This is a genomic window from Prevotella sp., from assembly GCF_036570325.1.
Taxonomy (GTDB): Bacteria; Bacteroidota; Bacteroidia; order Bacteroidales; family Bacteroidaceae; genus Prevotella.
Genome location: NZ_DATCYK010000056.1, coordinates 378,048 through 392,198 on the forward strand (window position 1 = coordinate 378,048; position 14,151 = coordinate 392,198).

Consider the following 14,151-nt stretch of genomic DNA (forward strand, 5'->3'; position numbering starts at 1 on the left):
AAAACGTTGAAAGCAGCAAAGTTATCTATGCTTTTTGTTATCTTTGTGCCACGAAAAACTGAAAACAGAAAATGAATTTAAGCAAGAAAAGATATATTCAAGGTTTCGGTATAGCAGTTGTTGTCTTGGGAATGGTACGTTGTGCGTGGCCCAAAGTGGCGTCTTCGCCTGATGGCAGGGGTGGTTCGCCGGCCGCCGCGTCCGCTGTTGCCGCTTTGGATGAGGCTGACGATACCATGGCTGTAAAGAGTTTTTCGGTGGAGAGCGACACGGCCGCGCTGCGACAGAGCCGTTTTTATCATCCCGATGGGCAGCTTGTAAAAAACAAAATCTTCAGTGTTCCACATTTTGGGAACACTTTTCCCGATCAAAACGACGTGCAACTTCTTTCCGCAAAGCGCTGGGGCGTAGGTCCGGTGGCCAATCGTGCCGATGCGGAAGCACGCAAGCAAGAGCTTGTTTACGTGGGAAGCAATCCTTATTTCTATGTAGATAAGCTGCGAAACAGCGTTCCTTACTTGGTACCCCGGGCTTCAGTGTTGCTTCAAGACATAGGACGTAACTTCTTTGACAGCTTACAGATAAAAGGAATACCGCTTCATAAGATTATCGTTACAAGCGTATTGCGAAGCAAGGAGGATGTGGCCAAGTTGCGGGGGCGCAATCAGAACGCCACCGAAAACTCATGCCACCTCTATGGAACCACCTTTGACGTGTGCTATAATCGCTATAAAACCGTGCAGACTGCCGACCATCCGCGGCGTGAGGTGCGCAACGACAGCCTGAAATGGGTACTTAGCGAAGTGTTGCGCGACCTGCGTCAGGCTAACCGTTGCTGGATAAAATATGAGGTGAAGCAGGGTTGTTTTCACATTACTGTCAGATAAAATTCATTCAGAATTTATTTTACAAAGACTTCAAAATAAATCGCTTATTTCCAAGCCGACTTGCTTTCGGGCGGAAATAAGCGATTTTTGATGGTATTTATAAGTACTTGTTATTCAGTGATTTGTGTTAAATATGTTTTGAAAAAGGGTTCACCGGGCTGTTATTACGGCTGTTTTGGGGTTGTAATTATGGGCTTTCTACCGCTTGAAAAGCACATTGTGAGGCGCTGAAAGCATTGCTTTGGCCTTGTGAGAGTTATGTTTTCTACTCATTGTACTTTGAAAAACGGCTCCTGAAGGCTTGTGTATTAGTGTTTTGTTTGCTAAATGGTCGGCTGAAATAGCGTTAAAAAACACTCGCTTTTCTTTACGAAATATTTTGTGGGAAGTTACCTCTTTACATATTTATTGCGTAACTTTGTGGCCGACAATGCGCAGTCTTATTTTGCGTTTATCCTAAGTCGGCAATGAGAGAAAGCAGAGACTTTGACACGATGTTTAAGGAATGGTATCGCCCGTTCTTCTATTTCGCGTATCGATATGTGAAAAATGAAGAGGTGTGTCGTGACATCGTGAGCGAAACTTTCGAGGTCTTGTGGCAGAATTATGACCGTATCACTCCCTCTACAGCCAAATCCTATTTGCTTTCCGTGCTTCGTGCAAGGTGCGTGGACTATCTGCGCAGGCAGCATGTGCACGATCATTACATTCAGTATATCGCCGAACTGAACGATACTTTCTTTGAGGAGGGCGGCATGGAGGAGGCCGACCGGCGTGTGGTGATGGTGAGAAACGGAATGGAAAAGCTGACACCGTACAACCGACACATACTGGAGGAGTGCTACATTCACCGAAAGAAATACAAGGAAGTGGCCGAAGACTTGGGCGTAAGCGTGGCCGCTGTTCATAAAAACATTGTTAAAGCGCTCCGCATTCTGCGAAAAGAACTGCGACAAGGGTAACCGTTTTGGTTTTGATAACGTAAATGTGATGATGGAAAATCAAGAAACTACCACCCCCATAGAGCAATCGGCTCTCCGCATGAGTGAGCCTTCTGCCGACATTTCTGCCGACGATTTGCAAGTGCTCGGCGCCGATGAGGACTGCCGCGACATGTGTCGTGCGCTTGAGGATACGGCTGCCACTCCCTTTGCTACAATCGATGTAGATGGTGAGTTGCGCCATTTTCATCGGGCTCATTCGTCCCACGGGCGGCTGGTATGGGGCATGGCGCTGGTTGCGGCTGCCGCGGTGTGCTTGTCGATTTTCCTTTTGAAGCCCACGACTTCAGTCATCCCATCACGTTCCACAAAAGATTTTACGGTTTTCAAGGCCACTCCCCAAGCCGGTCGGTCGGCTTTGCAGTTGCCAGCTTCGCATGAGTCAATCGCTCTTTCCGGGCGTGAAGGACGCTATCCGGCCTCTGTCGCTGATGTGGCCGATGGCCGGTTGGTCTATGCGCCGGTGGCCGCAAGCCAAGCGGAGGCGGCCGGGCAGGCTGTCGCTACCCATCGGGTGGCAATTCCTCGTGGTGAAACTTATCAGGTGATATTGAGCGATGGTACCCAAGTGTGGCTCAATACCGACACCCGACTTACCTATCCTGAAGTGTTCAACGGCGTGGAGCGCACGGTATATCTTGAGGGAGAGGCCTATTTTAAGGTGGCTAAAGACAGTCGTCGGCCCTTTATCGTGAAGAGCAAGGCCATGGAAACGAAAGTGTTGGGTACGGAGTTCAATTTCCGGAGCTATCCCGACGAGCCGGAGCAGGTGGTGCTTGTGGAAGGCTCCGTGGAGGTTTCGTCTCATGGTTCGTCACCCTCGGTCAGAATGAAGCCCGGCCAGTGCGCGCAAGCCGATGAGCGGGGAAAGGTTAGTTTGAGAGAAACCGACGTTGAGCCTTATACTTATTGGAAGGACGGATTGTTCTACTTTGACAATTGTTCCTTGGAATCTATCTTGAAAGAAATAGGTCGTTGGTATAATGTTGACGTGGAGTTGCGTTCTCATCGGCAGGCTTCCATTAATCTGCATTTCGTGGCCGATCGTCATAAATCTTTGGCTTATACCATTCAATTGCTCAATCAGATGGAGAAGGTAAAGGCCCGTATGGTTGGTGGAAGGCTGATTGTAGAGTAAAGTTTTTGCGTTTTTGCTATTTTAATACGAAATTCTTGCAAAATTGTAAGAAAACTTTTACTTTTTGTTTAGAAGGGTAACCAAATTCGGAAGTTATCCGTATTCTTAGTTGAGAATATGAATTCAAATAATAACTCTCTAAGTATGAAGACTTTTAAAAGTGCATGTTTTTTATGGTTGCTGTGCTTTCTTTTAGGCACAACGGCCACAGTTTCTGCGCAAGGCCATGGCGGTGGCATTACCGTAGAAGCTTCCAATGAGCTGTTGCCCTCTGTTTTTAAGAAGATAGAGAAGCAGTCCAAGTACAAATTTATCTTTGTTTATGAGGATGTAAGCAAGTATCGGACTACCGTGAAGCTGAAGAATGCGCCGGTCAATGAGGCGCTTGCTAAGATTATCGGCCGCCATCCGCTGAAGTACACTGTCAACGACAACTTCATCAGTGTGGTATTGAAAAAGGGTAGTGGCTCGGTAATAGAGGTGAAAGGTAACGTGCTTTTCGATGACGATGGCACACCGGTGCAGGGCGCTACCGTGCGTGTGAACGGTAAAACGGCAGCGACGACCAATCCTGACGGCACTTTCGTCTTGCGAAACGTACCGTCTGACGCCATGCTTACGGTGTCGTTTTTGGGTATGAGCGATGAAACGATGAGGGCAACGTCCGTTGTTAACCTTCGATTGAAGAGCAATGAGCAAATGCTTGATAATGTTGTGGTTACCGGTTATCAGGAGTTGGACAGGCGAAAGCTGTCAAGCTCTATCGTATCCATGAAGATGGACGACCTGAAAACGCCGTCGGCAACGTCGCTTGACCAAATGTTGCAAGGTAGAATGGCCGGTATCGCCGTGATGAATGTATCATCTACGCCGGGTGTAGCGCCTAAAATTCGTATTCGTGGTTCCTCTTCCATCACCGGAAACCGTGAGCCGCTATGGGTGGTTGATGGTATTATTTTGGATGAACCCGTAGCCGTGTCGACCGAGGAACTCAATAGTATCGATAATGTTAACTTCGTTGGAAATGCCATTTCGGGCCTTAACCCCAGTGATATAGAGCGTATCGACGTATTGAAGGATGTGAGTGCTACGGCTATCTATGGTGTTAAGGCTGCCAATGGTGTTATCGTTGTCACCACACGGCGTGGAAAAACGGGTAAACCGTCGGTTAGTTACACCGGCAATCTTACCCTTACGACGCGTCCTACCTATGGTGATTTGAACCTGATGAACTCTGCGGAGCGTGTAGCTCTGTCGGAAGAAATGGTTGAGCGTGGCCTTCAGTTCAATACGTATCTGCCTACGAGCATGGCTTATGAGGGTGAATTACAAAAGCTTTGGAACAAAACGATCGATGAGGAAACATTCCGCCGGAATGTAAAGAGCCTGAAAGAAGTCAATACCGATTGGATGAAGCTGCTTTATCGTAATGCTTTGACCCACCAGCACACGGTCTCCGTGTCGGGAGCCGGTGACCGAATGGACTATTATCTCTCATTGGGTTACATGAATCAGCAGGGCTCCAACCGTTATGAAGGTTTGGAACGTATCACTGCCATGCTCAAGGTGAACGTGAAAATGACCAATACTTTATCGGGAGGATTGAAGGTTAGCACGGGTAATACGGACTCCAATTTCCCTCATAGCAGTGTTTCGGTGCTCGATTATGCCTATCGTACGTCGCGTGTTATCCCTGCTTATAATCCCGATGGCTCATTGTTTTATTATGATAATTACAAAACAAAGTTCTCTCCTATACCTTATAATATATTCAATGAGCTGGAGAATAGCGCCCGTGACATCAAGACGCGCAATACAATGATTAATCTTAACTTGGATTGGAAGCCGGTTGACTGGTTGAAATTCTCATCCTTGGCCGGTCTTAGCTTCAGTAATACCGAGGAAGACAATTGGGCTGACGAGAAAACTTTCTATATTTCACGTATGCGTCTCATGCCTTATGGGAAGAAAGCTACCGACATTGAGAACTTTAATAAGGAAACGTTGATTCCCGTAGGTGGTGAGTTGATACATAATACCAGCGGTAATCGCCGTTATACGTGGCGTAACAGTTTGGATTTTACTTATCCTCTAGGTGGTCATTTGTTGTCGGCAACGGTGGGAAGTGAAATAACATCATTGAAGTATGATGGCTATAAGAGCATGCGTTACGGCTACATGCCTTTCCGTGGTAAGAAATTTGCCGATATAGACCTCTTCAGTTATGCGGCTTATGCTGCCGCTGTACAGAAAAATCAGGATGTGATTACCGATAATACGGTCAACACTTTGTCGGCTTATGGTACGTTTACCTATTCTTATTTGAACCGATATTCGGCCAATTTCAATATCCGTACCGATGGTTCCAATCGCTTCGGACAAGACAAGAGCGTGCGCTTTTTGCCCGTATGGTCGGTTTCCGGACGATGGAATGCCAGCGAGGAAAAGTGGTTAAAGCCATTGAAGTGGATTGATGAGTTGGCTTTCCGTGCGTCTTATGGTATTCAGGGTAACGTGCATCCCAGCCAAACGCCTAATCTGATCGTACGTCAAGAGAACTATAGTGCTACCTTGGGAGAGTTCCTTTCCACGCTTCAGCAGTTCCCCAACCGCAATCTGAGATGGGAAAAGACCGTTTCTTACAACTTCGGACTTGATTTCGGCTTCTTTAAGAATCGCCTTTCCGGTTCGCTTGAACTCTATAGCAAGCGGGGATATGACCAGATTGTCAGCCGAACTATTGCCCCGTCGAACGGTGCAACGTCGGTAACCATCAACGATGGAGATATAGAGAACAAGGGATGGGAGCTTAGTTTGAATGTCGTTCCGGTGCTTACGAAGGATTGGGTATGGAGTTTGTCGTTCAATACGGGCCAAAATACCAACCGAGTTGTGCAGGAAGGAGATACCGAAGCTACATGGCAGGACTATGTTAATGGTACGCTCGTGAAGAACGGACGGCCGGTCAACAGCCTTTATGCTTATCGTTTCAAGGGTCTCGACCATGCAACGGGCTTGCCAACGTTCTACGGTGAGAGCGAGAAGGACGCCGATGGCAAGACCATCATTAACAGTTTACAAGAGGCTTACGACGCTGCGTTCGTCTATATGGGCAAGCGTGAGCCTGATTTAAGTGGCGGATTCTCTTCTTCTTTGAAGTATAAACGCTTTACATTCAACGCTTTGTTCTCGTTTAACTTGGGCAACAAGATTCGTCTTAATGAGCTTTACACCGCTACGGGACAAGCTTTGCCCTTCCCACAACAGAATATGTCGGATGAATTTGTCAACCGTTGGCAGAAGCCCGGTGATGAAGCGTTCACCAATATACCCGTGTTGTCAGACAATGATATGAGGTTTGCGCCTTACGAACGTAAGTACTCTATTGCTGATAATCGCTGGGATATGTATAACAAGAGTGACATTCGTGTTGTCCCGGCTGACTTCTTACGTTGTCGTTCCATGAGTTTGCGTTATGAGTTTGAGCCTTCGTTGCTGAAATTCCTGCATATCAGAGGTGGTAGTATCGCCATTGAAGGCTCCAACCTCTTTGTTTTGAAAAGCAGCAAGCTGAAGGGTAAAGATCCGGAACAGTTGTCGCTGACCTCCGGAACGATACCTCCGCAGCAAACATACACATGTCAAATCTTTCTAAACTTCTAATCATAAGATGAAACTTCATTATATATTTAAACCTATACTGCTATGTGCGGCAGTCATGACCTTGAGTGGTTGCGGTGATTTCCTTGAGGAGAAATCGCAGGATCTCTACATTCCGAAGACCATTCAGGATTATAGGGAGTTCCTTTTAGGTGAGGGATTAAACCACGGAAACAATAATCAGGTGTCTATTTCCGAGTATTTGGATTTGCTGACAGACGATGTAAGCGAGTATGTTAACGTGCGTCGAAAGGACTACGGAGACAGTCGTGAGCGGATGTGGGGCTACTATACATGGAATGAAGATCCGGAAGTAGATTATAACAAGACCGTTATCGTGGACCGCTCGTGGGAAGTTTACTATCACAGAATCTTGGTTTCAAATGTCATACTTAGTGATTTGGCGAAGGCTTCCGGTACCGATCAGGAGCGTAAAGACATGGAGGGAGAGGCTCATTTCCTGCGTGCTTGGTCCTATTTCATGCTGGTCAATACGTACGCCGTGCCTTATGAGAGCGACGCGCAGGCTGATGCGGCGCCGGGAGTGCCCATCAATTCTGCTATCAGTGTGGAGAATAAGAAGCTGTCTAAAGCAACTTTGGGTGACATCTATCGGCTCATTGAGAGCGATTTAGATGCGTCTATAGCTGCTTTCGAGGCCGCGAAGGTTGAGAAAACCATCTACCGTCCCAACCTCAGTACCGCCTATTTATTGCGTTCTCGGGTGGCTTTGTTCAAGAAACAATACGATAAGGCGGCCGAATATGCTACGAAAGTAATTAATACAAGTGGCAAAAAACTCTACGATTTGACCGATGGTGTGGCTGAAGCCAATGACCGTTTCCTCAACGAAAAGAACACTGAAGTGCTCTTTACCTATGGCCCTGAGGGGCAGGCTGTTTTCAGATTGCAGACTTATATCACCGCAAGCAACAGCGAGAAAGGCTGCTTTATCGTAAGTCCTACGCTGATGAGTATGTACACAAGTAAGGATGTACGTATCAAAGCGTGCTATTATGCCAACATGAGAAGGTACAAACCTTACAAGTATTATGCGGCCCGATCACATGGAATGTTCCCTTATGCCTTCCATTTGGCGGAGGCTTACCTGAACAGAGCTGAGGCTTTGGCCGAAACGGGTAAAGCCACTGAAGCATTGAAGGATATTAATATCATAAGGAATAACCGTATTACGGGAAACAAAGACTTGACGGCAGCTACACCCGAAGAGGCTTTGCAGTTAGTAAAAGATGAGCGCCGCCGTGAATTAGCCTTTGAAGGAATGCGCTGGTTCGACCTCCGTCGCTGGGGCTGTCCCGAGCTGAAGCATGTTTACAGTTCAAGTAATGTGGGCGGAGAGAAGATAGAATACGTGCTGTCTAAGGGCGATAAGCGCTATACTTTGCCTATTCCGAGGGACGAACGATTGATTAACGAAAATTAGAAATCCTAACATTATGAATATAAAATATTTATTTCCGGTATTGTTTTTGGGGCTGGGCGTGTTGTCGTCGTGCAACAGTGAGAGCGACATTCATGCCGATTTAGAGGAGTCTCGCTACAATGTGGAGGATAGTCAGAGTGACCCCGTTCAGCACGAACGCCACATTTTGTTCACCAAATATAAGACTTATCTGATAACCAATCCGCAAACTGTGGATTATAAGTTTAATTTTCAGAAGAAAAATAATCTGCTTATTAAAGCCCCGGAGCAAACTCCGGCCTTGTTGCAGCGTGGCATTCAGCGTTTGCACGAGATGTTCTTGGATGTTTATCCCGAGGAATTCAAGCAGAAACACCTGCCTTTCTCCATTATCATTGCTGACGACATACAGTTCTTGGGCATGGAAGATCGCACGCCGAGCTACCATGCCTATGCGGCCAATCGCTTCTTGGCGATAGGTAGTGTGCGCCCGACGATGGGCACGGAGAGCGACAGTCTGAAGCGAGCTATCAAGGGAGAAATCCATTCGCGCTATTGGATTGACTATTTAGGAAACGAAACCAAGGTCTTTACTGTGCCCGAAGCATTCCTAAATGTGAGCAAAGATTATTATAAAAAGGAAATCAGTGAGCTATCCCAATCGCCGTTAGGAGACGTTAGCGGTCAGCTTCCATGGCAGATAGACTTCCATAAATTAGGCTTCATCAGTTATAATCACCAAACTACTTTCTTCGATCCTGACCCCGATTGGGGCGGATGGTGGATAGAAGCACCCGACGAAGACACCGACAAGCGCCAATGGATAGCCTTTATTTTCAGCACTCCGAAGAAGGAACGTACCGAAATTATCAGCAGTAATGAGCTGTTGCAAAAAAAGTATGACTTGCTAAGGGCGGCGTTCCTTGCTTGTGACAATTTTGATATAGACCAATTACCCTAAAACTTTTTTTACCGAATTAAGAAAGATGAGATTAGTAATCCTCCTCTTCTGTCTGTGGGCTTGTGTCGGCACGATGGAAGGAAAAGACAATAAGAAAAAGAAAACCACGTCGGTTGAAACCACTGATAACACGGCGCAAAGCGGGCCGGCGAGCAAGTACGGCAGCCTTACAGCCAGCTACACCCGTAAGCCCGGCATGATAAATGTTTATCAGAAGGCCGATAATTATTTGTTTGAGATACCCAAAACGCTGTTGGGTAAGGATTTGTTGCTTACCTCTCGCGTGGCCACAACGAGCAATAATAGTAGTACGGTGGCCGGTCAAATGCCCCATTCTCCGGTACTTATCACACTGACGGTGCAGGGCGAACGGCTCTATATGCACAAGAAGGTTTACAAAACGCTGTGCGACCCCGAGTCGTCTTTGCAGGCTTCGTTCAACCGAAACTTCACGGATCCTATATGGAAGTCCTTTAAGATTAAAGGCACTTCGGCCGATGGCGACGTTTTGGTGGACCTTTCGGCCTTGTTCGAGAACGACGTTAAGGAGCTCAATCCCTTCAGTTCGGGCGCCAAGAACTCCATGTCGGGCTCGCTGATAGGCGACCTTACCATGATAACGGGTGTGAAAAGTTTTCCGCAGAATCTGCAAGTACGCTCTCAAATGGGCTATACCAGCAGCGGTGAGCCACTGACGGTGACCATGATGCGCAATATTATCTTATTGCCCGAAACGCCTATGCGGCCTCGTTTGGCTGACCCGAGAATCGGATATTTCGATGAGAAGAAGGAATATTTCACGGACAAAGAAGACGGTGTGACTAATTTCTCCTATATAAAAAGGTGGAACATTCAGCCTGCCGATAGCGCCGCGTATGCCCGTGGTGAGCTTGTGGAACCTTCAAAGCACATTGTATTTTACGTGGATACGGCGATTCCCCGCAAGTGGAGACCCTATATAAAACAAGGTATATGCGATTGGAACAAGGCTTTTGAGAAGATTGGATTCAAGAATGTGCTCATAGCCAAGGACTACCCGGCCGATGATCCCGACTTCGATCCCGATGATATTCGCTACAATTGCTACCGAATGATTACCACAAAGGTCGAGAACTCGGTGGGCCCAAGCTGCTCTGACCCTCGTACGGGCGAGATTATTCAAGGTGACGTGCTGTTTTATTACAATAGCGTGAAGCTGCTTCACAATTGGGAATTCGTGCAGACGGGCGCCGTGGATGAGCGTGCAAGGGCCAAAGTGTTCGACAGCGACATGACGGGAAACTCGTTGCGCTATGTAGCCGCGCATGAAGTGGGCCACACGTTGGGCCTGCTCCACAACTTCAGAGCGTCGTCTACAATTCCCGTAGACTCCCTTCGTTCGGCCTCGTTTACGGCCAAGTATGGCACAACTCCCTCCATTATGGACTATGCCCGCTACAATTACGTGGCCCAACCCGGCGACAAGGGCGTCAATTTAAGGCCACCCCATTTGGGCGTTTATGACGCTTACGCGCTGGCATGGGGCTACAAACCCATCCTCGAGGCCAAGACTCCGCAGGACGAGTTGCCCGTACTGAATCGCTGGATACGTGAGAAAGAGGGCAACCCTATGTACCTTTACGGTCCTCAATACTTCTTTAACTCCGTGGATCCGTCGTGCCAATCGGAGGATTTAGGTGACAATGCAGTGAAAGCAGGCACCTATGGTATCAACAACTTGAAGTACATCATGCGTCATCTTACGCAGTGGTGCGTGGAAGAAGGCAAAGATTATCAGCGCTTGCAAGAGGCCTATACCAACGTAACCAACCAATTGCAAACCTACCTTTACCATGCCGTGATGTACGTAGGCAGCATTTACATGGATGAGCCCGTGGCCGGTGACGGCAAGCGCAATTATAGATTTACGGATAAGAAGCGTCAGCAGGAGGCATTACAGTTTGTGATGAAGAACGTGTACGACATGCCTAAGTGGCTGCTTAATAAGGATATTATCGATAAGATAGGCCCCGTCGTATCAGTCACTAACCTGCAAGCCCGTGTCTTGAAGAGCTTGTTTGCCAAGCCGGTAGGCTCGGTCATGGCGCTCAACGAGCAACTTGAACCGGCTACAGCCTACACTTACGGGCAATACATGGCCGACCTTTACAACTACGTATGGGGTAAGAGCCTGCGCGGACAGCAGCCCGACCTCTACGAGCGTCAGTTGCAGAACGTATATCTCACCAGCCTTATCCGTATGATGCCTGCAAAGGAAGGCGGCAGGAAAGCGGCTCCCTCGTATCTGAAGGCGCCCGATACGGATTTGGTTATGCCTTGCATGCACTCTTCATGCGCTGAGGAAGCGATGGCAAAGCAGCCGTCCAACGCGTTCTTTGAGTTCGATCCGATGGAAGATTTCAAGATGATTAAGTCGCCGGTGGTACTCAGTACGGCCAATGATTTGCTGGCTTTGCTCTCTCGCTTGCGTCTATCGGCACCCACCAAGCAGCTTAAGGCCCATTATCAGAGCATGTATTTGGAATTGAAAGCGGCTTTTGCCATGTAATCGGCAGATAGCATAAAGGCTGTAGAAGCATAGTAACGGACAAAATCAAGTAGCCGATTGGCGCATGGTTTTGTCCGTTTTTATTTGTCTGAAATTATTTTACAAATACCTTCTAAGGGCTTCGTTATTTCAAAAAATAAAGTCTTTGGTTTGTAAAATCGTAATTTTCAGGCACTTTTGTAAATTGCTGTGATATAGTGATTTATGGGATATGGGTCAATTCTTTCTTTTCTTTCACGGCTTAGGAAGCCCTTATTTGATGGGCCAAAGCAGCCCTTTGAGTATAGATTTGTTGGTTTTCTATCGTGTGAAAGGGTGGTTTTGGCGAGGTGATTGTTATGCTTTGACCTGCCAAAGGCGTGGCTGTTGCGGAATGGTTGTTGGGAAATGGACTTCCGAGGGTGCCGTTTTGCCGTCTTTATTTTCTATTTGAGAGAAAATAAGAGCATGTTTTTTCGGTTATAATTCTTTACAAAATAAGGCAAAATTAAAAAGGAAAGAATACCAAGCTATCGGGCGTAGGATATTCTTTCCTTATGTTTTTATATTTTAGAAAGTCGTTTTTAAACGGTTATTCCGTGTAGAATCGGATGACACGCTCAATCTGTCGGCGGCATACGGGGCAGAACTCGGGGTGCTCGTTGGTGCGCATGCGGCAGTCTTGATAGGCTCTGTAAACGCCTTTCAAGCTATAGCCTGCGCCCTCATAGACGCCCGGTTTATCCATTTGTTTTGGGTTAAGTGGCGTCGGAATCTTGGTCCGTTTGCCAATCATGTCGGCCCATTTGGCTTGGAAGTCCTTGAGCGTGGTGATGTTGGCTTCCCACGGTTCTATGTCGTGAGGGTACATCGGAATGGCTTCAGCCTCGTAAGCGTACTCGTCGGCAAGGCCCGCGAAGCTGTGACCAAACTCATGAACAACGACCGGAAGGGTGCTGGGGTGGTGGGCGGCAGTGAGGTTATAGGAATTGAGAATGCCACCGCCACCGTATGTCGCGGTGTTGACAAGCACGATGATGTGCTCATAAGGCGTGCCGGCAAGCCACTCGTGGAGGTCTTTCAGATGGAGCGTGGTGAGATAGCGACTGCTGTAGAAAGTGTCGAAATGTGAGTGAAGAGCCGTGTTTTTCCATATTCCTTTGCTCGGTTCGCTGGTGCCACTGTCTACTGACGGGGCCTTAACGGCGACGATGTGGAAGCGGTTTCGGAGCGTCTTGAAAGGCTCGTGGGCGAACATGGCCTCCATGGCGGCCCGGGCGTCCTTGATGAATTGTGGCATTTCGGCTGCCTGATAGCCCTCGGCAATGTAGGCTATGCGAATGGCATGGGCCGTGTCGGCGGGTTGCTGAAGGGTCTCATAAGGTGTCACATGCTCGTAACCGGTGTGTCGAATCAGTATGTCGGCAGGGTTGACGGTGTGGGTCATGCGGGTTTTTACCTGCCGGCGATTGTCGTAAAGCTCCACCGTTACGTCGGCAGTCTTTTGGGGCATGGGTACCAAAAATACGTTTTCAAACGATTTGCGGGTGGTTTCGGCTTCGGGATAGGTGAGCCATTCTTGGAACAAAGTGGAGAAGGAGTTGCGGTAAATGGTGTTGCCGGTGGCATGGTCCTTCACGATGATTTGCCCGTTGCCGTCCATCGGGACTTCGGTCAGCCGCTTGCGCTTGCCCCACCAGCGAGGTTCCACGCACAGTTCGTCGACAGATATGTCTTGTTGTTGGGCGTTTCCGGCAAAGATGTAGTCAATGCGCAGGGTGCGGTCGGTAAAGTATTCGTCGAAGTTTTGGGCGGCGCAGTCGATGGCGCACAAGGCAATGAGTAATAAAATGTAGCGAAAACGTTTTTTCATAAGCATGAGTTGTTTTTATTTTTTGCGCCATGCAGCGCTTCTAAAAGTTGTTGCTGAAAAGGGAATTGCCAATTTCTTTCGTGGCGTTTTTGCCCGTCAAAGGCCATGAGGTCTAAGTCGATGACAACCTTTCCCGCCCGTTTGTCGGCGTGATGGCTGCCAAGGCGACTTTCTATTTCTTTTAAAATAAGGTGGACTTCCGGCTCGGTGAGCGAGGTGGAGGCTTCTGACAGTCCGTTGACAAATGGGGGACCATCAAAGCCGATGGCTTCGGTTGGAATGAAAGGGCTCCAACTTATATCTTCAAAATGCAGCTCCAGTTCCTCCTTTGCACGGTCGATATTGCGTTGGGGAGCCGTGTTGCTGCCTATACCGATGATGATTTGGTGTTTCATTCTGAAAATATTTCTTTTGTAAAATTACGCAGCTTTGGAAAGATGGGGCAGGGGGCGGATGGTTATTTATTAATATTTAACAGAAAACCACTGTTTCTACGTGTCGTAAGCGGGTTGTTGTAAGGCTGTCGGGGGTGGAGCTTGAGACTTCAGTTTGCCGAAAGGGTTTAATATATTTTAAAAAAGAAGAGCCTGAAGTTTAATTTATCAATATTTTAATTATATTTGTGTTCTAAAATAAAATGTAAATTATAAATATTCAAAAGAAAACTAAGCTAAGAATCAT

At 47.6% G+C, this 14,151-nt stretch carries 9 protein-coding genes; 7 read left to right on the top strand and 2 right to left on the bottom strand.

All coding sequences use genetic code 11. The annotated features are described in order from the left end of the window. The first annotated feature begins 71 nt into the window (after positions 1 to 71). The 7 genes from VIR50_RS05710 (at position 72) to VIR50_RS05740 (ending at position 11,618) form a co-directional block, all read left to right on the top strand. Positions 72 to 887 carry a DUF5715 family protein gene (locus VIR50_RS05710; RefSeq protein ID WP_331934173.1) on the top strand — a complete coding sequence of 272 codons (816 nt, stop codon included), beginning with the start codon at positions 72 to 74 and terminating at the stop codon, positions 885 to 887. Between the two features lie 467 nt (positions 888 to 1,354). Then, complete coding sequence (locus tag VIR50_RS05715) at positions 1,355 to 1,849, top strand: sigma-70 family RNA polymerase sigma factor (protein WP_331934174.1); 495 nt, start codon at positions 1,355 to 1,357, stop codon at positions 1,847 to 1,849. Positions 1,850 to 1,877: 28 nt separating this feature from the next. Beyond that, positions 1,878 to 3,026, top strand: a complete 1,149-nt coding sequence (locus VIR50_RS05720; protein WP_331934175.1) for a FecR family protein — start codon at positions 1,878 to 1,880, stop codon at positions 3,024 to 3,026. A 144-nt stretch (positions 3,027 to 3,170) separates the two neighbouring features. Next, positions 3,171 to 6,689, top strand: a complete 3,519-nt coding sequence (locus tag VIR50_RS05725; RefSeq protein WP_331934176.1) for a SusC/RagA family TonB-linked outer membrane protein — start codon at positions 3,171 to 3,173, stop codon at positions 6,687 to 6,689. 7 nt (positions 6,690 to 6,696) lie between these two features. Next, positions 6,697 to 8,130 (top strand): RagB/SusD family nutrient uptake outer membrane protein, encoded by a 1,434-nt coding sequence (locus VIR50_RS05730; protein ID WP_331934177.1) that lies wholly within the window; start codon positions 6,697 to 6,699, stop codon positions 8,128 to 8,130. Between the two features lie 13 nt (positions 8,131 to 8,143). Next, complete coding sequence (locus tag VIR50_RS05735) at positions 8,144 to 9,070, top strand: hypothetical protein (protein WP_331934178.1); 927 nt, start codon at positions 8,144 to 8,146, stop codon at positions 9,068 to 9,070. 25 nt (positions 9,071 to 9,095) lie between these two features. After that, entirely contained in the window at positions 9,096 to 11,618 is a 2,523-nt protein-coding gene (locus VIR50_RS05740) for a zinc-dependent metalloprotease (protein ID WP_331934179.1), read from the top strand. A gap of 571 nt (positions 11,619 to 12,189) precedes the next feature. On the opposite strand, the gene VIR50_RS05745 is transcribed toward VIR50_RS05740, so the two are convergent. Together VIR50_RS05745 and VIR50_RS05750 are read right to left on the bottom strand one after the other, a co-directional pair. Continuing rightward, complete coding sequence (locus tag VIR50_RS05745; RefSeq protein ID WP_331934180.1) at positions 12,190 to 13,470, bottom strand: M64 family metallopeptidase; 1,281 nt, start codon at positions 13,468 to 13,470, stop codon at positions 12,190 to 12,192. Then, positions 13,467 to 13,865 carry a 2-amino-4-hydroxy-6-hydroxymethyldihydropteridine diphosphokinase gene (locus VIR50_RS05750; protein ID WP_331934181.1) on the bottom strand — a complete coding sequence of 133 codons (399 nt, stop codon included), beginning with the start codon at positions 13,863 to 13,865 and terminating at the stop codon, positions 13,467 to 13,469. The genes VIR50_RS05745 and VIR50_RS05750 overlap by 4 nt, the downstream gene beginning before the upstream one ends. Between the last annotated feature and the right edge of the window lie 286 nt (positions 13,866 to 14,151).

Excerpts from the sequence above, each read along its gene's own strand:
- VIR50_RS05710 (WP_331934173.1), top strand. The coding sequence starts at position 72 with ATGAATTTAAGCAAGAAAAGATATATTCAAGGTTTCGGTATAGCAGTT.
- VIR50_RS05715 (WP_331934174.1), top strand. The coding sequence starts at position 1,355 with ATGAGAGAAAGCAGAGACTTTGACACGATGTTTAAGGAATGGTATCGC.
- VIR50_RS05720 (WP_331934175.1), top strand. The coding sequence starts at position 1,878 with ATGATGGAAAATCAAGAAACTACCACCCCCATAGAGCAATCGGCTCTC.
- VIR50_RS05725 (WP_331934176.1), top strand. The coding sequence starts at position 3,171 with ATGAAGACTTTTAAAAGTGCATGTTTTTTATGGTTGCTGTGCTTTCTT.
- VIR50_RS05730 (WP_331934177.1), top strand. The coding sequence starts at position 6,697 with ATGAAACTTCATTATATATTTAAACCTATACTGCTATGTGCGGCAGTC.
- VIR50_RS05735 (WP_331934178.1), top strand. The coding sequence starts at position 8,144 with ATGAATATAAAATATTTATTTCCGGTATTGTTTTTGGGGCTGGGCGTG.
- VIR50_RS05740 (WP_331934179.1), top strand. The coding sequence starts at position 9,096 with ATGAGATTAGTAATCCTCCTCTTCTGTCTGTGGGCTTGTGTCGGCACG.
- VIR50_RS05745 (WP_331934180.1), bottom strand. The coding sequence starts at position 13,470 with ATGAAAAAACGTTTTCGCTACATTTTATTACTCATTGCCTTGTGCGCC.
- VIR50_RS05750 (WP_331934181.1), bottom strand. The coding sequence starts at position 13,865 with ATGAAACACCAAATCATCATCGGTATAGGCAGCAACACGGCTCCCCAA.